The 22,802-nt window shown below is 72.7% G+C and carries 18 protein-coding genes and 1 riboswitch; of the genes, 10 read left to right on the top strand and 8 right to left on the bottom strand.

The genetic code is table 11. The features are described 5' to 3' along the window. The first annotated feature begins 149 nt into the window (after positions 1-149). Positions 150-956 carry a sigma-70 family RNA polymerase sigma factor gene (locus tag AC0IY1_RS21485; protein ID WP_471772262.1) on the top strand — a complete coding sequence of 269 codons (807 nt, stop codon included), beginning with the start codon at positions 150-152 and terminating at the stop codon, positions 954-956. Positions 957-1,010: 54 nt separating this feature from the next. Here the strand turns inward: AC0IY1_RS21485 and AC0IY1_RS21480 are convergent, their stop codons facing one another. From AC0IY1_RS21480 to AC0IY1_RS21470, 3 genes are read right to left on the bottom strand one after another with little or no spacing between them, the layout of a single operon-like run. Then, positions 1,011-3,836, bottom strand: a complete 2,826-nt coding sequence (locus AC0IY1_RS21480; RefSeq protein WP_471772260.1) for a DNA polymerase III subunit gamma/tau domain-containing protein — start codon at positions 3,834-3,836, stop codon at positions 1,011-1,013. A 38-nt stretch (positions 3,837-3,874) separates the two neighbouring features. Continuing rightward, positions 3,875-5,251 (bottom strand): HlyD family type I secretion periplasmic adaptor subunit, encoded by a 1,377-nt coding sequence (locus AC0IY1_RS21475; RefSeq protein WP_471772257.1) that lies wholly within the window; start codon positions 5,249-5,251, stop codon positions 3,875-3,877. Positions 5,252-5,254: 3 nt separating this feature from the next. Then, the gene (locus AC0IY1_RS21470) at positions 5,255-7,021 is read right to left on the bottom strand and encodes a type I secretion system permease/ATPase (protein ID WP_471772255.1); all 1,767 of its coding nucleotides are present in this window, start codon (positions 7,019-7,021) and stop codon (positions 5,255-5,257) included. Between the two features lie 351 nt (positions 7,022-7,372). On the opposite strand from AC0IY1_RS21470, the gene AC0IY1_RS21465 reads away from it, so the two are divergent. Continuing rightward, positions 7,373-7,696 (top strand): helix-turn-helix domain-containing protein, encoded by a 324-nt coding sequence (locus tag AC0IY1_RS21465; protein ID WP_055951170.1) that lies wholly within the window; start codon positions 7,373-7,375, stop codon positions 7,694-7,696. Positions 7,697-7,734: 38 nt separating this feature from the next. Here AC0IY1_RS21465 and AC0IY1_RS21460 read toward each other — a convergent pair whose 3' ends face one another. Continuing rightward, a complete protein-coding gene (locus AC0IY1_RS21460; RefSeq protein WP_055951146.1) occupies positions 7,735-7,923 on the bottom strand; it encodes a DUF2934 domain-containing protein in 189 nt (62 codons plus the stop codon). 160 nt (positions 7,924-8,083) lie between these two features. Beyond that, a riboswitch (cobalamin riboswitch) is annotated at positions 8,084-8,284 on the top strand. Between the two features lie 423 nt (positions 8,285-8,707). On the opposite strand from AC0IY1_RS21460, the gene AC0IY1_RS21455 reads away from it, so the two are divergent. From AC0IY1_RS21455 to AC0IY1_RS21425, 7 genes are all read left to right on the top strand, one after another. Next, positions 8,708-10,849 (top strand): TonB-dependent receptor, encoded by a 2,142-nt coding sequence (locus AC0IY1_RS21455; RefSeq protein ID WP_471772281.1) that lies wholly within the window; start codon positions 8,708-8,710, stop codon positions 10,847-10,849. A 249-nt stretch (positions 10,850-11,098) separates the two neighbouring features. After that, the gene (locus AC0IY1_RS21450) at positions 11,099-12,265 is read left to right on the top strand and encodes a PepSY domain-containing protein (RefSeq protein WP_471772253.1); all 1,167 of its coding nucleotides are present in this window, start codon (positions 11,099-11,101) and stop codon (positions 12,263-12,265) included. Positions 12,266-12,371: 106 nt separating this feature from the next. Further along, on the top strand, positions 12,372-13,949 hold the full coding sequence (locus AC0IY1_RS21445) for an FAD-dependent oxidoreductase (protein WP_471772251.1): 1,578 nt from the start codon (positions 12,372-12,374) through the stop codon (positions 13,947-13,949). A gap of 168 nt (positions 13,950-14,117) precedes the next feature. Continuing rightward, on the top strand, positions 14,118-14,870 hold the full coding sequence (locus AC0IY1_RS21440) for a Crp/Fnr family transcriptional regulator (RefSeq protein WP_471772249.1): 753 nt from the start codon (positions 14,118-14,120) through the stop codon (positions 14,868-14,870). A gap of 319 nt (positions 14,871-15,189) precedes the next feature. Next, a complete protein-coding gene (locus tag AC0IY1_RS21435) occupies positions 15,190-15,954 on the top strand; it encodes a bacteriorhodopsin (protein ID WP_471772246.1) in 765 nt (254 codons plus the stop codon). Continuing rightward, on the top strand, positions 15,954-16,871 hold the full coding sequence (locus AC0IY1_RS21430; protein ID WP_055951134.1) for a Brp/Blh family beta-carotene 15,15'-dioxygenase: 918 nt from the start codon (positions 15,954-15,956) through the stop codon (positions 16,869-16,871). Before AC0IY1_RS21435 ends, AC0IY1_RS21430 begins: the two co-directional genes overlap by 1 nt. 183 nt (positions 16,872-17,054) lie before the next feature. Beyond that, the gene (locus tag AC0IY1_RS21425) at positions 17,055-18,047 is read left to right on the top strand and encodes an SDR family oxidoreductase (protein WP_103711022.1); all 993 of its coding nucleotides are present in this window, start codon (positions 17,055-17,057) and stop codon (positions 18,045-18,047) included. A gap of 132 nt (positions 18,048-18,179) precedes the next feature. Here the strand turns inward: AC0IY1_RS21425 and AC0IY1_RS21420 are convergent, their stop codons facing one another. The 3 genes from AC0IY1_RS21420 to AC0IY1_RS21410 all read right to left on the bottom strand — a co-directional run bounded on the left by AC0IY1_RS21420 (position 18,180) and on the right by AC0IY1_RS21410 (position 20,362). Next, complete coding sequence (locus AC0IY1_RS21420) at positions 18,180-18,395, bottom strand: hypothetical protein (RefSeq protein WP_055951130.1); 216 nt, start codon at positions 18,393-18,395, stop codon at positions 18,180-18,182. A 398-nt stretch (positions 18,396-18,793) separates the two neighbouring features. After that, the gene (locus AC0IY1_RS21415; RefSeq protein ID WP_055951128.1) at positions 18,794-19,669 is read right to left on the bottom strand and encodes an SDR family oxidoreductase; all 876 of its coding nucleotides are present in this window, start codon (positions 19,667-19,669) and stop codon (positions 18,794-18,796) included. An 84-nt stretch (positions 19,670-19,753) separates the two neighbouring features. Next, positions 19,754-20,362: a phosphatase PAP2 family protein gene (locus AC0IY1_RS21410; protein ID WP_471772243.1), complete on the bottom strand. Its 609-nt coding sequence runs from the start codon at positions 20,360-20,362 to the stop codon at positions 19,754-19,756. A gap of 352 nt (positions 20,363-20,714) precedes the next feature. On the opposite strand from AC0IY1_RS21410, the gene AC0IY1_RS21405 reads away from it, so the two are divergent. Continuing rightward, a complete protein-coding gene (locus AC0IY1_RS21405; protein ID WP_055951124.1) occupies positions 20,715-21,377 on the top strand; it encodes a DUF2147 domain-containing protein in 663 nt (220 codons plus the stop codon). A gap of 80 nt (positions 21,378-21,457) precedes the next feature. Here the strand turns inward: AC0IY1_RS21405 and AC0IY1_RS21400 are convergent, their stop codons facing one another. Further along, positions 21,458-22,684, bottom strand: a complete 1,227-nt coding sequence (locus AC0IY1_RS21400; RefSeq protein ID WP_471772241.1) for a serine hydrolase domain-containing protein — start codon at positions 22,682-22,684, stop codon at positions 21,458-21,460. Positions 22,685-22,802: the final 118 nt, after the last annotated feature.

The following is a 22,802-nucleotide window of genomic DNA, read 5'->3' as shown; positions in this document are numbered from 1 at the left end:
CCGGCGGTCGAAGCCGACGGGGATGCCCGGCTCCGCGTGTCCGGACACCGTCCCGGACCGAACCCATCCCGCCCTTGATCGTTATACAGCGACTGCCTATTACATGTTTGCTGTACGGACGGATCGGCACGATGGAGACCGCGTCGAGAATGGTGTTCCTTCTGGAGCTTTCGCCTGAGCTGACCGCCCCCGAGGTCGACGGGGCCCCACCCGGGGCCGACGGCGTCGAGGCCGATCCGGCCCAGGCCAGTCTGGCCGAGGGCGATCGGGCCAAGACCGGGGGCGATCGGGCCAAGCGTATCCCGACCAGAACCGAGGGCCGCCCGATCATCGCGGCGGGCGAGCGCTTCGGATTGGGCGCGCGCTTGCGCAACCTCTACGCGGCGAGCTTCGGGGCCCGGACCCCGGAACACCTCCTGATCCTGGTGTCCCGTCTCGAGGCGGCCCTCCAGGCCGGCGAGGGCGCCGGCGCCGGGGCCGACACCTTCCGCGAGGACCTCCTCGGGCTGCTGCCCGACCTGAGGCGCTTCGCGCAGTCGCTGGCGCACGGTGCGGACCAGGCCGAGGATCTGGTTCAGGAAACGCTGCTGAAGGCGTGGCAGAACCAGAAGCGCTACCGGCCCGGCACCAACCTGAAGGCCTGGACCTTCACGATCATGCGCAACCAGTTCTACACCGAGAAGCGGAAGTCGCGCCGCGAGGTGGAGGACGTCGATGGCGCCGCCGCCGGGCAGCTGATCGAGCTGGCCGATCAGCTGCACCGGGTTGCCCTGCGGGAGGTCTGGTCCCGCATCCGTACCTTGCCCGAGGCGCAGCAGGAGGCGCTGCTGCTCGTGGCCGCCCAGGGCATGACCTACGAGGAGGCCTCGGAGGTCCTGGGCTGCCAGGTCGGCACCGTGAAGAGCCGGGTCAGCCGGGCGCGCAAGAGCTTCCCCGACGCCCTCGGACTGCCCTGAGCGCTCCCGGACCCTGCGGGGTGAGGCGGGCTCCCGGTCGGGTCAGGCGTTGGGTCAGGCGTGGAACCCGGGATGGTGCAGGCCGCCGCCGCCGTGATCCGACAGGCCCACCAAGCCCACCTCTGGATGGGGGCCGGCCTCCGCGGGCGTGCCCGCCGGTTCGGGCGCGGTCGACGCGAATCCCGGGGCGGCATGTCCCGCCGACGACGCTCCCCCGGCTGCCGATCCCGCGCCGGCCGATCCCGCGCCGGCCGATCCTAAGTGCGACGCGGGGGCATGCTGCGCGTCCGAGGCGAAGACCAGGTTGCCGCTGGAATCGACGCTCGCGGCGAGGGGGACACTCGCCGCGACGGGGACACCGGCGTGCTTGACCGGGTCCGGCCCGGCGGCGTGCGCGGCCGGCTCTCCGGATGAAAGGTCCGGGGCTCCTGTGTCGGGGGTTCCTGGGGCCGGGGCTCCCGCGTGCTGGCCCGTGGCGGGATCGGCGACCGCCGATGCCGCGTGCGCCGGACCCGGGCCGGCCGCCGGAGCCTCCCCCGCCGGGTGGGCCGCATCGACCGGGGCCGATTCCGACGCCGCGTGCCGCGCCGTCGACGCCTCTGCGGCCTGCGGGGTCGAGGCCCGGTCCGCAGCGGCCGCGTGGCCGTCGCCGGTCGGACCGGAACCGTAACCGTGACCGGCCTCCGCGGCCGGATTGGCGTGGTCGGCCGCCCCGGCCTTCACCCCGGCATCCGCGACGTTCGCCTGCGCGCCCTTCGCGCCCGCGTCACCGTTCCCCTGGGCCGGCTCCGATTCCCTCGCGCCCTCGTCCGGTGCGACCGCCCCGTGCCCGGCGGTCTCGGGACGGGTGCCGACGCCCGGCCGGTCGGGCCCAGCGTCCTCGGTCGAGCCGGATTGCGGCGGCCCGGCGGCTGCGGACGTCACGGGGATCGCCTCGGCATGGGTCGCGGCGGCATGGATCGACCCAGCATGACCCGAGCCAGCATGATCCGACGCGGCCTGGTTCGGCTCGGACGGCCCGCCCTCGGCGCGGGAGGACGCGGTGGACTCCGGTTCGGCGGATGCCGACGCGGCCCGCGCCGCGCCGCCCCCTTGGCCGCCATGTGCCTCCTGGCCGCCATGTGCCTCCTGGCCGCCATGTGCCTCCTGGCCGCCATGTGCCTCCTGGCTGCCATGTGCCTCCTGGCTGCCATGAGCGGCCTGGCCACCATGTGCCTCCTGGCTGCCCTGTGCCTCCTGGCTGCCATGAGCGGCCTGGCCGCCCTTTCCGGTCTGGTCATCGCCCCCGGTCTGGCCCGCGGTGTCGGTCTGGACAGCGGTCCTGGTCGCGGAACCGCCGCGGTCGAGGCCGCGATCGGAGCCGCCGCTGTCCTCGCTGTGGCCGAGGCCGGCGTCGGCCCGACCGTCCTCGCCTCGGCCGGCCTCGCCTTGTCTTCCCTCGCCTTGTCTTCCCTCGCCTTGTCTTCCCTCGCCTTGTCTTCCCTCGCCTTGGCGACCCTGGCCTTGGCTGACCTGCGGAGGCGACGCGCCGTCCTCGCCGGAGCCGGACGGGCCCGAGCCGGATCGCTCCGCGCGCGCGGCCGGTCCGGCGCCCGCCTCGCCCGGACCGTGACGGGCGGAACCGGACTCGCGGCCCGGAGCGTCCTCGCCCCGGTCCGGGCCGCGAGTCCCGTCCGACGCCACGGCGGTTCCGCTCCTGCCGGCGCCGCCATCGCCCCCCGGCCGGGTCTCGCCCCGGGCGGTTTCGGACTCGCCGGCGGTCGGGGTCGGACGCGCCCAGGCGCCCTGGGCGGTCGGGGCCTCGTGTGCGGGCGCGTCCAGCGCCCGCGTCGCGGTCGTCACGGACTCGGGCGAACGCGGCGTAGCCGCCCCCGGGCCGCCGTCGCCGGCCCGCGCCGGGCCGGTCTCCGCGACGGCCTCGGCCGGCTTCGGCGCCCCGGCGGTGCGGGACAGCTCCGCGTCCGCGGCCCGCCCGTGCGGCTGGCCGTCCGCGTCGAGGGCGGCATGGCCGGGATCGCGCGCCGGGGACGCGAATCCGGGGCCCGGGCCGGCGGCGTCCGGCCGTCCGGCGGGTGCGGCCGGGGCGACCGGTTCGTGGGAAGTCGACGCGGACGCGCCGCTGCCCATCGGCCCGGCCGCCCCGACGCCGCCCGGGGCGCCGGCGGTCGCGGCCGCCTCGGCGCGCTCCCACGCCGAGCCGCCGGCGGCATCCCCGTGTCCGGAGTTCACCGCCCCGGAGGCCGCCGCATCGGACGCGGCCTGCTCGGCGGGGCGCGCGGCGGCGGGATCGGGCGCGAAGGCGGTCGCGGCGAAGATCATCGCGGAGAACACGATCGCGTCCATCTGCTTGCGCTGGCCGTCCCGCTCGGCGGCGGCGCCGTCCGGCAGGGCCTCGGCGGCCGGCTGCGGGCGGGTCGCCGGGCCCGGCACGGGGCCGGTGTCCGCCAGCGCCTCCGCCCGGGCCTCGTCCGGAGCCAGGGCGAGGGCCGCCGCGGCCACGAGGGCGGCCAGGAGGGCCGCGGGATGGACGGTGAGCCGGGTGCCCGCGCCGCCCCGCGGGATCGGCAGGAGATCGGCGTGGCTCTGCGCGATCTGGTTGATCAGCGCGCGGAAGTCGCTGCCCCACATCGGTGCGTCGAAGGCCGGCGAGGCGACGACGTAGCGGCCGTCGATCCGGGCGACGTGCAGGATCTCGTCGCCGTCCGGGCGGCAGAAGACGAACCAGGGCTCGGCCTCGTCGCTCAGGCCCTGCTCGCTGGCCACCGGCAGGCCCGCCCGGATCAGCGCCGCCTCGACGCGGTAGAACTCCGCGAGCTCCTGCTGCGACCAGCCGCCCCGGCTCGTCTGCGCCGGCCGGAAGAACGAGAGCACCGCACTCATTGGAATCCCTCTCCCGCGTTCGTCACGATCCGCCGGTCCTATCGCTCGTGGAAGGCGCGCCCGAGCGCGTCGAAGAACGGACCCAGGAGATATTCCAGGGCCGTGCGCTCGCCGGCCGAGACCGTGATCTCGGCCGGCAGGCCCGCGACGAGGCGCGGGCGCACCGTCTCGGGCAGCTGGCGCTCGTCGATCTCGACGGTGCCGGCGAAGTAGGGCTGCCTCGTCCGCTCATCGAGCAGGCGATCGCGCGAGACCAGGGTCACGGTGCCGAGGAGGGTCGGCATCCGCCGGCTCTGGAAGGCCGGGAACTTGATCTCGGCCCGCATGCCGGCCTGGACGGCCTCCAGGTCGTTGGGCGCGAACTGGACGCTGACCACCAGCCGGTCGCTGGTGGGCACGATCTCCATCAGGGGCTCGCCGGAGCGGATGACCTGGCCGATGGTGTAGACCTTGAGGTCCTGGATCACGCCCGGGTGGGAGGCCCGGACCTCGTGCCGGCGCAGGACGTCCTGCGCCACGACGAGCTTCTCGCGCAGCTCGACGATGCGCTGGCGGGTCTCCAGCAGCTGGGCCGTCAGGGCCTCCTGCCGCTTCTGGCGGAGCTGGGCGGCCTGCATCCCGGCCTCGCTGATGCCGTTCTGCGCCTTGGCCGTCTCCGCGACCGAGCGCCCGATCACGCCGGAGAGCCGCGTGCGCTCGCGCTCCATCATCAGCACCCGGGACAGGGGAATCAGATCCTTCTCGCGCAGGGCGCGCAGGCCCTCCAGCTCCTGCTGGATCAGGCCGACCTGCTGCTCGACGGCCGTCTTCTCCACCGCCAGCCCGGACATCTCGGTCCGCAGCTGCGTGATCTTGGCCTCGGTGAGCGAGAGTTGCAGCTGGAACGAGGCCTGGCGCTCGGCGAGCTGGCTCGCCTGGTCGTCGATCATCCGGGCGATGGCGGCCTCGCTCCGCCGCTCCGCGATCTCGGGCGGCAGGTCGAGGCGGGCGCCGGCGGCCTGCTCGGCCCTGAGCCGGGCCTCGAGGATCAGGGCGGCGTCGAGCTGGCCGCGGAACAGGTCCGCGCTGGCCCGCGACTGCAGGGGATCGACCCGCAGCAGGACCTCGCCCGCCCGGACGCTCTGCCCCTCCTTGACCAGCACCTCCTGGACGATGCCCCCCTCCAGGTGCTGCACGCTCTTGCGGCTGCCCTCGGCGACGATCACCCCGGGGCTGATGACGGCGCGGTCGAGGCGCGCGAAGGCCGCCCAGCCGCCGGCGACCCCGAAGCTCGCCAGGATGAGGAGGTAGCCCGCCGCCGCGTACCAGCGCCAATCCACCAGGCGGGAGACGTCGCCCGCCGGGGGCAGTCCCGGCGGCGTGACCGGGGAGACGGCCGGTGCCTGTGTCAGGGCGGGAGCGTGCGGCCGCGCCATGGCTCACCCCGCGCTCCGCTGGGCGTCGAAGCTCCGGCGCGGCTCGGGCAGCGCCGTGACCCCGGCCGCCGGAACGACGTGGGGCACGGAGCGCGGTCCGACCAGGGCCCCCAGGATCGACTCGGCCGGGCCGAAGCTCTGCACGCGGCCGGCATTCAGCACCAGAACGGCGTCGGCATCGGCCAGGAGGGCGACCTTGTGGGTCACGATCACCACCGTGGTCCCGTTCGCCCGCAGGGCCGCCAGGGCCCGCATCAGGGCCGCCTCGCCGGGCTGGTCGAGGCTGGCGTTCGGCTCGTCGAGGAGGATCAGGCTCGGATCGCCGTAGAGCGCGCGGGCGAGGGCGATGCGCTGGCGCTGGCCGCCGGACAGGCCGTGGCCGCCCGGGCCGATCACGGTGTTGTAGCCGTCGGGCAGGGCCTGGATCAGGTCGTGGCAGCCGGCGCGCCGGGCCACGGCGAGGATCGCCGCATCCTCCGCGGGCCCGAAGCGCGCGATGTTCTGCGCCACCGTCCCGTCGAACAGCTCCACGTCCTGCGGCAGGTAGCCGACGTGCCGGCCGAGGTCCTGCGGATCCCAGTGGCCCAGCTCCGCGCCGTCGATGCGCAGGCTGCCGCCGGTCAGCGGCCAGATCCCGGTCATCGCCCGGACCAGGGTCGACTTGCCGGCGGCACTCGGCCCGATGATGCCCACGAGCTGTCCGGGCTCGATCCGGAAGCCGACGCCCTGCAGGATCGCCCGGGACGCGCCGGGGGCCGCCACCGACAGGGCCTCGGCCTCGATCAGCCCGCGCGGGCGGGGCAGGGACAGCCGCGCCGGCTCCGGCCCCGCCACGGCGAGGAGTTCGGCGAGGCGGCGATGGCTCGCGCGGGCCGCCGTGAAGCCCTTCCAGTTGCCCACCACCGCCTCGATCGGCCCCAGCGCCCGGCCGATGATGATCGAGGCCGCGATCATCGCGCCGCCGGTGATCTCCCGGTGGATGGCGAGGTAGGCGCCGACGCCGAGGACGAGGAGCTGGAGGAGCAGGCGCACGAACTTCGTGCCCGCGACGATGAGGCCGGCCCGGTCGCTCGCCCGCGCCTGGAGCAGCAGCACCTCGTCGTGGCGGCCGCGCCAGAGGGCCCGCATGGCCCCCAGCATGCCCATCGCCCGCAGCACCTCCCCGTTGCGGAAGCTCGCCCCGGCCTGCTGCCCGGCGAGCCGGGAGACGCGGCTGGCCGATTCGAGGGCGTGCCGCGTCGCCACCTCGTTGAGCAGCGTCAGCCCCAGGATGAGCCCGCCGCCGACCAGCGCCATCGCGCCGAACCAGGGATGCAGGAGGAAGCAGGCCACCAGGAAGATCGGAGCCCAGGGCAGGTCGCAGAAGGCCAGGATGCCGCTGCCGGTCAGGAACTCGCGCAGGATGTCCACGTCCCGCAGCACGGTGTCGTGCTGGGCGCCGGGCCGCAGCAGCGCCCCGCGATGCGCGGCATCGAAGATCGGGTCGGCCACGCGCCGGTCGAAGATCAGGCCGCCGCGCACGAGAAGCCGCGACCGCAGCATCTCCAGCGCGGCGTAGACGCCGAGGCCGAAGACCGCGATCAGGGTGATGCCCATGAGCGTGGTCTCGTTCCGGCTCGGCAGGACGCGATCATAGATCTGCAGCATGTAGAGCGGGCTGACGAAGAGCAGCAGGTTGATGAAGAACCCGAAGGCGACCGCCGTCGCCAGTACGGGCCGCATCGCACGCAAGCCGTCGCTCAACACCGACCGCGTCGCCTGCGTGCTCATGCTGGACTCTGCATCCCTGTGCGGGCGCCGGCGACGCCCGATCCGAACGTCCCAGGCAATCCCATGCCTGAATTCTTCATCCACGGATGATAGCGCAGTCTGGACTGTTTCCAACAAACTTGCCACCGGCCCCGCCGGATCACGGGCGTCGAACGGCGCGGCCCGAGCGCGGCGGCGTCACCGCACCGTCTGAGCCTCGGCGTAATCGCCTCGACGTCATGAGCGAGGCGCCCTGCGGAAACCGGCCGGGCTCGCGCCGTCTGGACAGTCTCCCGGGTCCTGCTCTATATGGTATTTACTGTACAAATTGATCGTGCCCCAACCATCACGGCCCGAGGAGGGATGTCCCGCGTGTACGCTCACCACCAACGGCTGGATTCGGAGGGGGTGCTGGAACTGCGCCGGGAGGGCGGCCGCTTCCTGAAGAACCTGCGCGAGGCACGCGGCCTGTCCCAGCGCCAGCTCGCTGCCCTGGTCGGGGCCGAGTACTACACCTTCATCTCGCAGCTCGAGACCGGACGCGGACGCATCCCGCCGGATCGCTACCGCGCCTGGGCCGCCGCCCTCGAGGTCCCCGCCAGGGACCTCGTCCGGGACCTGATGCGCTTCTACGATCCGCTCACCCACGAGATCCTGTTCGCGGACGCGGAGCCGGCGCCGCCCGCCGACGGCTGAGGCGACCCGCCCCCGCGCCTGCGCCCGGCGCCCAGGTGTCAGGAACGCGCGGCGTCCTCCTGCGCCGGCGCGGCCGGCTTCGGGGCGTTGCGGGCACGCTCGGCCCGCAGTTCCCGCTCGGCCATCAGCCAGAACTCGACCTCGAACCCCTCGGGACGATGATTGCGCTCCCAGATCTCATGGGCGCGCTCGCGAATCCGCTCGAACGTGATCCCATCCTCGGACATCGTGCGCTCTACTCCTTCAGTCTCGCTCACAGCGTCACAGCTCGGTTCTCCCTGCTGGGCCAACGCTCCACCGCGGGATTTGTCCCCCGATCGGCGCGCGGCCGCCCCTCCGGAGGGCTCCTGGCGGATCCAGGAGGGTTTGACGGCGGCCCCGGAAACGGCCTAGCTTATCCGCGACGGTTCCTCTTTAGCGAGGATCAAAAGGGAACGCGGTGAGGGCGAGCGCCCGAGGCCGCGGCTGCCCCCGCAACTGTAAGCGGCGAGTTCCTCATCAGCACGTCACTGGGTTCTCGGACCTGGGAAGACGATGGGAGGGCGGTGACCCGCGAGCCAGGAGACCTGCCGTCAGTCGTGGTCACACGCGAAACGCATCGGGCGGGGTGTCCTGGTGGGTGTCGGGGGTGGATGCCGCGTGGCATCCGCGCCGGCCTCGTTCGCGGTGACGTGCCACTTCGCGCGACCCGTCGCGTCAGCCGTCCCGTCGATGCCCGTCCTCGCCCGCGCGCCCCGCCCCCGCATGCTCCCTCCGGCCGCCCCGCGCGGTCCGGACCCGGCTGCGCCGCGGACAAGCCCCCTTGGGGTCCCCGCGCACGATTGTAATGTTATAACATTCAGTCTAGCGAAGACGGCAGGTCGGCCCCGACCGATGCCCGCGCCCATCCCCGGTTGTCCCATGCCCGTCGCCCCCATCCCGTCCCGAACCGCGCACCCGCGCGGGTCGCGGCCAGGCCAGAGCTTGCCCCCGCGACACGTCCTGCCCCTGGCGGCCCTGCTCGGCGGCCTGATGCCGATCGCCGCCGAGGCCGAGACCCGGGAAATCCTGACTCGGGAAGTCCAGACTCGGGAGGCTCCGCCGGCCGTGACCCTGGAGACCCTGGAGGTCTCGGGCTCCGGCCGGGGCGGCCCGCCGCCCGCCGAGGGCCTCAACCTGCGCAGCGTCGGCCGCAGCGCCAGTCGCCTCGGGCTGACGCCCCTGGAGACCCCCGCCAGCGTCGACGTGATCGCGGGCGAGACCACGCGCCTGCGCGGCCAGAACACCGTGGCGGAGGCCGTCACCCAGAACGCCACCGGCATCACCACGGTGGCGGCGCCGGGCAACGGCAACGGCGCCTTCACGGCCCGGGGCTTCGCCGGCCCCAACTCGATCCAGCAGCTCTACGACGGCACCCGCCTGTTCGTGGGCGCCGGCACCGTGACCTTCCCGTTCGACACCTGGAACGTCGAGCGCATCGAGGTGCTGCGCGGCCCGGCCTCGGTGCTCTACGGCGACGGCGCCATCGGCGGCGTGGTCAACGTGGTGACGAAGAAGCCGGTCTTCACGCCCCTGAACGAGGCCCGCGCGGCCTTGGGCTCGGACGGCCTCGCGCGGCTCGCCCTCGATTCCGGCGGCCCCATCGGCGAGGCCCTGGCCTATCGCCTCAACATCAGCGGCAACCGCGCCGAGGGCTGGATCGCGCCGGACGGCCGCTTCCGCAACCTCGCGGTCTCGGGTGCCCTGACCCTGCAGGCGACGCCGGACCTCGCCGTCACCCTGAGCCATGATTTCGGCTACCAGGAGCCGACCCGCTACTGGGGCACGCCCCTCGTCAACGGGCGCATCCTCGAAGCCATCCGGTTCAACAACTACAACGTCCGCGACGCCCAGGTCCTCTGGACCGACAACTGGACGCAGCTGCGCACCGAGTGGACGCCGAGCGCCGACGTCACCGTGCGCAACACCGCCTACCGGCTCCAGAGCCGGCGCCAGTGGCGGGACGTGGAGCAGACCGCCTTCAACCGCGACACCGGGCGGATCGACCGCTCCAATTACATCGAGATCTACCACAGCCAGGAGCAGATCGGGAACCGCCTCGACGCCACGGTCCGCGGCAGCCTGTTCGGCTTCCGCAACGAGGTCCTGGCCGGGTTCGACGTGAACCACATCGCCTTCCGGCACACCAACAACTTCTTCTTCGACACCCTCACCAGCGTCGATCCCTTCGCCTACGACCCCGGCCTGTTCCCCGCCGAGGGCCGGGCCCGGCCGGCCTACGCCACCCGCACCTCGCAGGCCTCGGTCTTCGCCGAGAACCGCCTGATCCTCTCCGACCAGGTCTCCCTGCTGGCGGGCGTGCGCTACGACGCGCCCGTCCTGCACCGGACCGACCTCGTCACCGGCGCCAGCTTCGACCGCGACTTCCGGGCCCTGAGCTACCGCTTCGGCGCCGTCTACAACCCGACGCCGCTGCTGGCGCTCTATGCCCAGTACGCCACCGCCACCGACCCGGTGAGCAGCCTGATCTCGCTGTCGCAGAGTCTCGCCACCTTCCGGCTCTCCACCGGCGAGCAGGTGGAGGTCGGCGCCAAGGGCGTCGCCTTCGGCGGCCGGGCCGAGTGGACCCTGGCCGGCTACCGCATCGTCAAGGACAACCTGATCTCGACGGTGCCGGGCGAGCCGACGCGTGCGACCCAGGTCGGGCAGCAATCCTCCGTCGGGGTCGAGGCGGCGGTGAGCCTGCACCTCGCCGAGGCCTGGCGCATCGACGCCAACCTGGCGCTGCTGCACGCCCAGTACGACCGCTTCGACCAGGCGGTCGGCGGCACCGTGGTGTCCTTTGCCGGGCGCCAGCCCATCGACGTGCCGGAGCGGGTCGGCAACCTCTGGGTCAATTGGGCCTTCGCCCCGGCCTGGGAGGCGCGGGTCGGCCTGCAGCACGTGGGCGAGACCTTCAGCGATTTCGGCAACCAGGCCCCGCGCCCGGCCTACACCCTGGTCAATGCCGGGCTCGACCACCAGGTCACGCCGGATTCGCGCCTGTCGCTGCGCGCCTACAACCTGTTCGACACGATCTACGCGATCAGCGGCAACGCGGTGAACGGGGTCGGCACCAACTGGCTGCTGGGCCGGCCGCGCTCCGTCGAGGTCGCCTACAGCGTCCGGTTCTGATGCGGCTCAAATCCCTGAAGCGTTGGCTGATCCTCGGCCACCGCTGGCTCGGCATCGCCACGGGCCTGTTCCTCGCCGCCTGGGTGCTGTCGGGACTGGTGATGCTCTACGTGGCCTTCCCGGCCCTGACCGAGGCCGAGCGCCTGTCCCGCCTCGCGCCGATCGCCTGGGACCGGGTCCTCCTCGGCCCGGACGAGGCCCTGGCCCGGGCCGGCCTCGCGGCGCCCCCCCGGCGGCCTCAGCCTGTCGATGCGGGCCGGGGCGCCGGTCTACCAGGTCACCACCCGCGCGGGCGCCCGGCACCCGGTCTCGGCCCAGACCGGGCAGGCCCTCGGCCCCCTCGACGCCGCCGCGGCCCGGGCCCCGTTCGGGCCGGACGCCACCGTGCGGGCGGTGCGCCGGGACCCATGGACCGTGCGCGACCGCTACGACCCGGTGCGTCCCTTCCACGTGGTGGCGCTCGGGGACGCCGCCGGCACCGAGCTCTACGTCTCGGCCCGCACCGGCGCGGTCGTCCTCGACACCACCCGCCGGGAGCGCCTGTGGAACTGGCTCGGGGCGATCCCGCACTGGTTCTACCCGACCCCCCTGCGGGCGCGGGCCGAGCTCTGGCGCGGCACCGTGCTGTGGGTCTCCGGCCTCGCCACCGCCGGGGTGCTCGGCGGCCTCGTCCTGGGGATCTGGCGCCTGCGCCTGCGCCGGCCCTACGCCTCCGGGGCGGTGACGCCCTATCGCGGGCTCGCCCGCTGGCACCATCTCCTAGGCACCCTCGGGGGCCTGAGCCTCCTGAGCTTCGTCGCCAGCGGCTGGCTCTCCATGAACCCGAACCGCTGGTTCTCGCCCCGCACGCCCCCGGCGGCGATGGCGGAGGCCTATGCGGGCCCCCCGGCGCCGATCGGCCGCGAGGCCCTGGACGGCCTGGCGCGGCCGGGGATCGTCGAGGTCCGGTTCACGCAGGTCGACGGCCGGCCGGTGCGGATCGCCGCCGATGCGCAGGGCCGCCGGCTGGTGGCGCCGGCGCCCCCGGAAGCGGCGCTGCGCGCGGCGGCCGCCCGCGCCCTGCCGGAGGCCCGCATCGCCGGGGTCGCGACCCTGACGGCCCCCGATGCCTACTGGTATTCCCACCACGACACCCGGACGCTGCCGGTCCTGCGGGTGCGCTTCGACGACCCGGCCGCGACCTGGCTGCACATCGACCCCGAGACCGGCGCGCTCCTCGACCGCCTCGATGCCAGCGGCCGGCTCCAGCGCTGGCTGTTCGAGGCGCCCCACCGCCTGGACTTCGCCTTCCTGTTCCAGGCCCGGCCGGCCTGGGACGCGGTGATGTGGCTCCTCAACGGCCTCGGCGCGGGCATCGCCCTCTCGGGCGTGGTGCTGGGCTGGCGCCGCCTGCGCCGCACGGCGCGGATCGGATAGGGGCCCCGCGGCAGGCCGGGCCCGCGATGTCGCACGCTGCAACCGGACCGGGTCCGGCGACTTGACCGGCCGGGCGCGACGGCGCGTGCCAGGAGCGATGCCAGCCATGTCCGCAACCGAGATCCGCCTCGCCCTCGACGCGATCCCGATGGGGGGCATGGCCGAGGGGGCGGCCGGCGACGAGACAGCGCTGTTCGTGCGCGACGCCGCCGGCGTGCGGGCGTTCCAGGCCAAGTGCCCGCATCTCGGCGCGCCGCTGGCCAAGGGCGAGATCTGCGGCGGACGCCTCTACTGCCCCTGGCACAAGGCCGCCTTCGCCCTGGCCGACGGCAGCCTGGAGGAGCCGCCGGCCCTCGACGCCCTGACGCGCTACCCGGTCCGGATCGAGGGGGCGGACGCCGTCGCGACCCTGACGCCGGAGCCGGCCGAGACCGACAAGACCTCCAAGATCGAGAAAACCGAGAAAACCGCGGGCGCGCCCGTGGCGCAGGTGCTCGTCGTCGGTTCGGGGGCGGCCGCCGTCGCCTGCGTCAAGACCCTGCGCCGCGAGGGCTATGACGGCCGGATCACCCTGGTGGGCCGGGAGGCGCACGCGCCCTACGACCGGACCAAGCTCTCGAAGCAGTTCCTGGCCAAGCCGACCCCGCCGGACAAGGTGCGGATCGAGCCCGACTTCGACCGGACCAACCGGGTCGAGCGCGTCACCGCAGCGGTCACCCGCGTCGATCCCGCCCAGCGCAGCGTCACCCTGGCGGACGGCCGGACCCTGACGGCCGACGCGATCCTGGTCGCCACCGGAAGCCGGGCGGTGGTGCCGGACTTCCCCGGCCAGGACCTCGACGGGGTCTTCACCCTGCGCAGCCTCGACGACGCGGTCGCCGTGAGCGCGGCGGCGGGCGCGGCCCAATCGGTCGTCGTCGTCGGGGCCGGCTTCATCGGCCTGGAGGCCGCCGCGTTCCTGAGGAAGCGCGGGCTCGCCGTCACCGTGCTGGCGCGCGAGGACATCCCCTTCGCCAAGCGCTTCGGCGAGCGGGTGGGCGCGGCGCTGAAGCGGTACCATGCGGGCAACGGCGTCGGCTTCGAGACCGGCTCCGTCGCCGCGATCACCGGCAGCGGTCGGGTCGAGGCGGTCGAGACGGAGGACGGACGGCGCCTCCCGGCCGACATCGTGCTCATCGGCGCCGGCGCCGAGCCGGAGACCGGCCTGGTCGCGGGCGTCACGCCCGAGGCGGATGGCGGCCTCACGGTCGGCGGCGACCTCGCCCTCGCGCAGGGCGTCTGGATCGCGGGCGACATCGCCGCCTTCCCGGAGGTGGCGAGCGGCGAGACCGCGCGGATCGAGCATTGGCGCCTCGCGCAGCAGCACGGCACCCATGTGGCCCGGGCCATCCTCGGCCGGGGCGGTGCCTTCGCGGGCGTGCCGTTCTTCTGGAGCAACCAGGGCGACAAGCGGCTCGATTACGGCGGCTACGCCAAGGGGTTCGACCGGATCATCCTGCAGGGCGACCCCGACGCCCTCGACTTCATCGCCTATTACGCCACGGGCGACCGGGTGACCGCCGCCTGCAGCATCGGCCGCAACCCGGCCTTCACCGCCTTCCTGCACCTCCTCGGCCTCGGCCGCCTGCCCCCGGCGGCGGCGATCGAGGCCGGCGCGGACCTGCCCGCCCTGGCGCGCGCCTGAGGGGGACACCGGCCGTTCGGGGCTCGCTCCCGAAGGCCGGGACGGGGGGAGGCCCGACGGCCTGCGCCCGGGGGGAGCGGGGAGCGGTCCGGGAACCTGGCTTCGCCGCCCCGCCGAACGATCCGATGCCAGCAGGGGGATGGTGTGACTTTCGACGACGCTTCCGCGATGGGGATGCTGCAGGCCAAGCTGGACAGGACGTCGGCTCTCGATGCGGACGACCGGGCGGCGCTCCGCGGCCTGCCCTTCACCATCCGTCGCTTCGGCGCCCGGGAAGACATCTTCCGGTCCGGCGAGAAGCCAACCTATTGCTGCCTCGTCCTGGACGGCTGGGTTCACCGCTACGGGACGCTCGGCGACGGCGCGCGACAGATCCTGCTCCTGTATATCCCGGGGGATCTCCCGGACCTGCAGCACCTGTTCCTCCCCCAGCTCGATCACACGCTGGCGAGCATCACGGCGAGTACGCTCGCCTTCGTTCCGCACACCGCGCTCTTCGGGCTGATCGCGCGGCACCCCCGCGTCATGGCCGCCCTCTGGCGCGACACGCTCATCGATACGTCGCTGTATCGCGAGCGGGTGATGTGCCTCGGGCGCCGGTCGGCGATCGGTCGGACGGCCCACTTCGTCTGCGAGATGTATCTGCGCCAGGAGGTGGCCGGGTTGGCCGGCGATCTCTGTTGCCCGATCCCCATCACCCAGAGCCAGATCGCGGATTTCCTCGGGATCACGCCCGTCCATTTCAACCGCTCGCTCGCGGTGCTGCGGTCACGCGGCCTGATCGAGCTGAATGGCCGGACCCTCAGCATCCTCGATCCGCGCCGCTTAATGGACGTGGCCGAGTTCGACGCGACGTTTCTTCACCTGGGCGACGACCTCACGTCGCTGCTGTTCTCGGAATGCCGCGTGCCGGCCGAGTAACGGCGGCCGGACGTCCCGTCTTCCGCCGACGACGCGCGGCCCCCTTCGCTCGACGATCCCGGGTCGATCCGCCTCGGGTGGCGGCTGTGCCGGCCGGCGTCGCGAAGGCGACGGATGTCCCCGAAACGAAGGACGGTCGCTGATCGATCCCGTCCTTCGCGTCCCCGGATAACGCTTTCGTGACCGTAGACAAGTTCGGGCCTGTTCTTGATATTTATCAACGCATCGGGACAGACGAAAAACCGAAGTCGTATCGCAGTCGACATTGGCAGGTTAGGCACCGGACGCTGTATTTCATGCGGCGCGAAGAGGCTTCACCATGAGTTCCAACACGATACTGTGGATCACGACCTTCATCATGCTTGGCGGTGGTCTTCTGATCCTCGTCACGGGCAAGCGCCGCACACCAACGGAGAGCCTTCACACCCTGCTGCACGGGATCGTGCCCATCATCGCGGCGTGCTCGTACCTGGCGATGGCCACCGGCCAGGGCCTCGTGCTCCTGCCGACCACCGACGCCGTGGCGGCCGGGGCCGCGACGCCGACCCGGGTGTTCTACTTCGCGCGCTACATCGACTGGACCTTCACCACGCCGCTGCTCCTGGTCTCGCTCGGGCTGACCGCCATGCGCCACGTGCGCAAGGATTACGGGGCCATCACGGGGGCGGTGCTGGCCGACGTGATGATGATCGTCACGGCGTTCGCCTTCGGCGCCTCGCTGCAGGGCTGGACCAAGTGGACCTGGTTCCTCGTCTCCTGCGTGGCCTTCCTCGGCGTCTACTACGTCATCTGGAAGTCGCAGATGGACGCCAACGCCGCTGAGCGCGACGACGTCCGGGCGACCTACCGGCGCAATGCCGCGATCCTGTCGGTGGTCTGGCTGGTCTACCCGGTGATCCTGGCGGTGGCCCCCGACGGCCTCGGCCTCGTCGGCGACGCCGCCAGCGTGCTGGTGATCGCGACCCTCGATACCGTCGCCAAGGTCGTCTACGGCTACATGGCCGTGGTCTCGGACACGAAGGCGACGGACCGGGACCTGGCCGAGACTCCGGCGGGCACCACGCCCCTCCGGCGGGCCGCCTGATGCGCGGGCCGGGCGGGCGGGCGCCGCTCCTCCCGCCCGGCGCCGCCCTTCCCTGCGGGATCGCTCTGCCGATCCTGCTGGCCTGCCCGCTCGGGCCATGGTCCGTCCAATGGGTCTGTGCCGTCGGCATCATCGTCGTGCTCGGCGTGCCGCACGGGGCCCTCGACGTCGAGATCGGGCGCACGCTGCTGCGCCGCCGCTTGGGCCGGGCGTGGTTCCCGGCCTTCGCGACCCCCTACCTCGCCCTGATGGCCGGCGTCCTGGTCGCGTGGCAACGGGTGCCCGAAGCGACGCTGGCGGGCTTCCTGGCGCTCTCCGTCTGGCACTTCGGCACGGAGGAGAGCGAAGGCGGCGGCCTGCCAGCCCTCGTCCGGGGCGGTCTGCCCATCGCGCTCCCCGTCCTGCTCCATCCCGACGCGACGGCGCGGGTCCTGTCCGCGGCCACGGGCCTGGCCTGGACCGTCCCGCCCCCGTGGCTGGTCTGGGCGAGCCTGCTGTGGCTGCCGCTGGCGAGCGCATGGGTCGCGCTGGCCATCCGCGAGGGCGACGTCGGTCGGCTGGCCTTGCCGCTGGCCCTGAGCCTCTGTTTCTGGGTTCTGCCGCCCCTCGTCGCCTTCGCCCTCTACTTCGTCGTCGTCCATGCCCCGGCCCATACGGCCGCCCTCATCCGGCATCCCACCCGCGTCCCCCGGGTGCGCGACGGGGCGAGCGCCTGGTGGCGGGCCTTGCCGACGACGCTCCTGACCGTGCTGATCGGTGCGGCCCTGTGGCCGGTCCATCGGGGCGATCCGGCGGTCCGGCTCGTGGGCCTCACGCTGCAACTGCTCGCAGCGTTGACGCTGCCGCACATGCTCCTCGAAGCAGGGCTGGCGCGCATGGACCGCTTCGCCGCAGGGAAGCCCAACGCAGCAGGCTAGAACGATGGCCGCATCACCCTCGGGGCAAATGGAACATCGCAGCGACCCCAGATGTTGGGTGGAACTGTTGTTGAAACGATCGGATCTATAGTCGCACGATCAGATCAAGAACATTTGATGTCGAAGACAATCACTGTTTGATCCGGATTTTCGACCCAAACCCAAGCAAGAAAGTGAAGCCTCATGGTCGGTATCGTCGTCGTCACGGGGGCAGGCGCGGGGGTCGGCCGCGCCACGGTGGACGCGTTCGCGCGTCGGGGTTACGACGTCGCCCTCCTGTCCCGGGATCCCGGCCGGCTGGAGCGCGCGGCGGCGGCGGTCCGGGGGTACGGCGTGCGGGCCTTGGCCGTGCCCACCGATGTCGCCGATGCCGAGGCCGTCGAACGCGCCGCCGATCGCGTCGAGGCGGAACTCGGCCCGATCGACATCTGGGTCAACGTGGCCATGGCGACCGTCTTCGCGCCCGTCCACGAACTGACGCCGGCCGAAGCCGAGCGCGCCACCCAGGTGACCTATCTCGGCCAGGTCTACGGAATGATGAGTGCGCTGAAGCGGATGCGCCCCCGCAATCGCGGCACCATCATCAACGTGGGCTCGGCGCTGGCCTACCGCTCCGTGCCGCTGCAGGCGCTCTATTGCGGGGCGAAATCGGCGATCCGGGGCTTCACGGATTCCCTGCGCTCCGAGTTGATCCACGACAAGCTCGCGATCCAGCTCACCACGGTCGACCTGCCGGCGGTGAATACGCCGCAATTCGATTGGGCGATGAACAAGATGGGCCGCCGTGCCCAGCCCGTCCCGCCGATCTACCAGCCCGAGGTCCCGGCGCGCGCCATCGTCTTCGCGGCGGAGCACCGCCGCCGGGAGGTCTGGGTCGGCTACCCCACCGTCCAGGCGATCCTCGCCAACCGCATCGCGCCCGGGCTGCTGGACCGCTACCTTGCCAGGACGGGCTACAGCAGCCAGCTGACGGACAGGCGCCTGCCGGGCAATGCCCCGGCCAATCTGTTCGCGCCGGTGCCCGGCGATTACGGCGCCCATGGCCGCTTCGACGCGCGTGCCCGCTCCGGAAGCTGGGAGATGTTCACCGACCGTCATCGCACGGGCTTCTTCGCGGCCGCCGCCCTCGGCGCGGTCGTCGGGCTGCATCTCCTCGCCAAGAAATATCGGGTCTGACCCGTCGCCAAGAAATATCGGGTCTGACCCGTCGCCAAGAAATATCGGGTCTGACCCGTCCGCGGGCATCCAGGCCGGCGCCGGCTCCCACCACCGGTGGGGTCTCCGGCGCCGTCAGGTCCTCCGGCCGGCTCAGTCCGGCGCACGGATCTCGGTGTCGCGGCACAGGTCGGCCGCCTCCGCCATCGCCGCGCGGCCCTGGCGCAGGGCGGCCTCCGCGTCGGGCAGGGAGTAGGGGGCGCTCCGCACCGCCTGGTCCGCCTCCCGGACGGTCCAGCGGTAGCGGGTGGCGTCCTCGGGGCAGGGCTCAACGTCCAGGGTGAGGGGACCCATCGCTTCGCGCGCCATCGTGACCTCCTGCGGTGCCGGGTTCGCGGTCCTCGGCGGACGGGGGACAGTCGGGGAAGTCCATCCAGTCCGTGAAGGCGTCGGCGGGGTAGCTGTGCTGGCAGGAGGCGACGTGCCAGGGCCGCGGATCGCTGAGGCCCGCCGGATCCCAGCGGATCACCGCGCGCCGGTCCGGGTCGGACCGGTGGATCGCGATGATCCAGCGTCCGTCATGCGGGGCCCGATCCATCGCCCTCCAGGTGCGCATCCTGCTTCTCCCCCCTCCGAGGCCACAGGAACGCACGAACCGACAGAACCGTTCGGACCGCCGTTCGGAGCGCCTGCCCTTCGGACCGACCCCGGCGCCGAGGCCGGGGCCGGTCGAGGGGTGTCGGCCGAAAGGTGTCGGCCGAAGGGCCTCAGAGGACCGGCATCGCCCCGGCCACGGTGACGAGGGCGCCGGAGGTGTAGCTGCTCTCGGCCGAGGCCAGCATCACGTAGGCGGAGGCGAGCTCCGCCGGCTGGCCCGGGCGCCCGAACGGGACCTGGCTGCCGAAGGACGTCACCGAATCCTCGCTCATCCCCGCCGGGATGAACGGCGTCCAGATCGGCCCCGGCAGGACGCCGTTCACCCGGATGCCCTTCTCGGCCAGGAGCTGCGCCAGGCTCAGGACCATGTTGCTGAGCGCTCCCTTGGTGGCGCTGTAGGCCATCAGCGAGGGCATCGGGTGCTTGGAGTTCACCGAGGAGGTGAAGATCACCGAGGCCCCGGGCTTCAGGTGGGGCAGGGCGGCCTTGGTCACGTAGAACGGCCCGAACACGTTGGTGCGGAAATGGTCCTCGAAGACCGCGTCCTCGATGGCGTCGAGCCCCTGGTTCGGCTGCTGGAAGGCGCCGTTGTTCACCAGCACGTCGAGGCGGCCGAACGCGGCGACCGTGCGCGCCACGAGGTCGGGGCCATGGGCCCGGTCCTTCAGGTCGCCCGGCAGCAGCAGGGCGCGCCGGCCCGCCTTCTCGATCCAGCCGGCCACCGCCTCGGCATCCGCCTGCTCCTCGGGCAGGTAGGCGATCGCCACGTCGGCGCCCTCGCGGGCGAAGGCGATGGCCACCGCCCGGCCGATGCCGGAATCGCCGCCGGTGATCAGCGCGGCCTGGCCCGTCAGCTTGCCCGAGCCGCGGTAGCTCTCCTCGCCGTGATCGGGCTCAGGCACCATCTTGCCGGTCTTGCCGGGGAAGCTCTGCGGCTGGGCCTCGAAGGGCGGGCCGGGATAGGTCGTCAGGGGGTTGTCGGTCACGCGGCATCTCCGATGGAATGCCGCGTCAACCGGAGGGCGCGTCGCGGCGTTCCCGGCACGCGATGCCGCGCGACCTCGCCGCGATCATCCTGGTATACCGCGCGCCGCCAGACCGGCGACACCGTCCCGCCCGAGGGCAATCCGGTGGTCGACCGCCTCGGCCGAGAACCCGATCAGCGCCCCGGCGGCGACGTCCACCGGAAAGTGCGCGCCGCGCAGGACCTGGACCGCCACGACCCCGAGGGCCGCCGCCGTCGCCACGCCCCGGATCTCGGGATAGGCCCGGCCCGCCGCCGTCGCCACCGCGACGCTCAGGGCCGAGTGACCCGAGGGAAACGACTGCCAGGGCCCGACATTCGGCCCGAACCAGCCCTTCTCGTAGAGGCCCTCATCCATCAGCACGTTGGGCCGGGTCCGGTGCACGACGCGCTTCACCGTGGTCTTGGTGACCGCCGCCAGCATGCCGGAGACGAGCATGTGCCGGCCGGCCTCGGCCAGACGGGGGTCCCGCCTCAGCACGCCGAGGGCGAGGGTTCCGCCGGAGAGCGCGAGCAGCCACTTCCAGCCGCCCGCCTCGCTGGCCGCCGCCAGGGCCCGCACCCGGCGGGTGTCCTTGGCGCGCGCGAGCGAAACGCCGAGACGGATGTCCGCCGCTTCGAGGCGCCGCCCCATCCCGACCGATCCATCCGTCATCCGTTCGTCCGCCATCCCCGAGAAGCACGGCCGTAAACGCGGTCCCCGGCGGATCGTTCGCGGCACTGCCGACGATCGCGGCCGCCGGCGGTCCGTGTCCGTGCAGGAGCCGATGGGCTGGTTCGCCCTGGCAGGCCTGGACGATCCATCAAACATCAAGACTTCGGCCTGAGCCGGCTTCGGTCCCGAAGATAACGCCACGTCGTCACGACGAATCTGCAGGATTCGGTGGCTGCCGGCCATGATCCCGTCACCTTCGCGTCGGATGGCGAGGCATCACGTGACAAGCGCTTGCCGTCCTGCGGACGAGGGCGGATCGCCACGGGGCGAGCGCATGAGGGTTGTTGGAAGCATGACGAATCGATCCACCATCGCGGGCGCCGCGCGCCGGCTGGCGCCCCTGGCTGGGCTCGTTGCCGCCGTTCTGCCGGGCCTCGCCCTGGCTGCCGCCCCCAACGACGCCAGCGGCACCTGGCTCACCGAGGACGGGCGCGCCCGTATCCGCACCGAGCGGTGCGGACCGCAGAACTCCAACCTGTGCGGCTACGTCGTCTGGCTGAAGGTGCCCCTGAACGACCAGGGCCAGCCCCGCATCGACTTCAAGAATCCCGATCCGAAGAAGCAGGCCCGTCCCTCCCTGGGGCTTCAGCTGATCATGGGCCTGAAGCCGCAGCCGGACGGCCATTACGGCGGCAAGATCTACAACGCCGACGAGGGCAAGTTCTACGACGTGACGATGTGGTCCGACCAGCCGACGGAACTGTCGGTGCGCGGCTGCCTCCTCGGCTTCCTCTGCGGCTCGCAGACCTGGAACCGGGTCAACGACGTGGTGCCGGGCCAGCTCACCGGCCCGACCAACGGCCCGGGCGGCCCTCGCGCCGATGCGGAATGGGCTCCCAAGGCAGCGCCGACCGCCGGAGCGGGTGCGTCTGCCGCGACCGGTACGGCCAAGACGTCCGCGCCCAAGCCGGCGCCCAAGCCGGGTGCCGCTCCGGCGGCGGCACCTGCCGAGTAGTCCAGCGCCGCATCGCGCCAGGAGTCATCGAACGCCGCCGTCCCGCCTCGGGCCGGCGGCGTTTCGCGTATCCGGGGGCCTCAATCCACCAGGGCGGCGTAGGTCAGCACGCGCAACTCGCGCCGCAGCGGCAGGGCCGAGGAAGGGATCAGCTGCGTCAGCAGCACCACCGCGAGATCCTCGGCCGGGTCGACCCAGAAGGCGGTGCTGGCAAGCCCGCCCCATGCCACCTCGCCCGGGGTACCGACGATCTGGGCGCGCGCTGGATCGAGCATCACCGAGAAGCCGAGGCCGAAGCCGATCCCCGTGTAGGCGGTCTCGGAGAAGCGCGGCTGGCCCATCGACGCCAGGTCCCCGTCGAGGTGATTCATCAGCATGAGGTCGACGGTCTTGCGCCCGAGAAGCCGCGTCCCCTCGAGTTCGCCACGCCCGAGGAGGAAGCGGCAGAAGCGCATGTAGTCAGACGCGGTCGAGACGAGCCCGCCGCCGCCCGAGGCCACCGCCGGCGGGCGGGCGAAGCGACTGCCGACCGCATCGTCGTAGAGCTTCAGCGTCCGGTCCCGGAACAGGCTGTAATTGGCGGCCAGACGCGGCAGCTTGTCGGCCGGCACGGAAAAGTCCGTGTCGATCATGCCGAGGGGGCCGAGCACCCGCTGCCGCAGGAAATCGGCGAAGTCCCGGCCGGAGACGACGGCCACGAGGTGTCCGAGGACATCCGTGGCCACCGAATAGTTCCACTCGGCGCCCGGCTGGGCGAGGAGCGGCTGCCGGGCCAGCCGGCCCACCACCTCGGCGAGGCTCGCCTCCTGGGTCTCGCCGAAATCGACGCCGTTCTGGCGATACAGGGCATCCACGAGGGTCGCCTCCATGAAGCCGTAGGTCAGGCCGGAGGTGTGGGTCAGGAGGTCGCGGATCGTGATGAGGCGACGGGCCGGCTCGCTGTCGAATTTCGCCCGATTGCCGCCGGTCAGAACCCGCAGATCGGAAAATTCCGGCAGGAACCGGGTGATCGGGTCGTCGAGTTGGAAGCGGCCCTCCTCATAGAGCATCATCACCGCCACCGAGGTCAGCGGCTTCGTCATCGAGTAGATGCGCGCGATGGTGAAGGGGGCGAAGGGCACGTCACGCGCGATGTCGGCGCGGCCATGGGCCCGGAAGAAGGCCGTCCGGCCACCGCGGGCCAGCATCACCGACAGGCCCGCAACCTTGCCGTCATCGACGAGACGGCGCATCCAGCCGTCGATCCGCTCGAGGCGGTCCGGGCAGAGCCCCAGGGCCCGCGGCTCGCTTGCGATCTCACCGTGCATCACACCTGCTCCGTCCCTGGCTGCGTCCCCTGCCGACCGGACTTGGCATACCGGCGTGGCCGAGCGGCGCAAACCCCGGCGTGCGCCAGCACGCAGACGCGATCCACCGCATAACCCC

The sequence above is a fragment of the Methylobacterium sp. AC690 genome, from assembly GCF_979256535.1.
The sequence above is the reverse complement of the archived record's forward strand: the minus strand, read 5'-3'. Positions and strand labels throughout refer to the sequence as shown.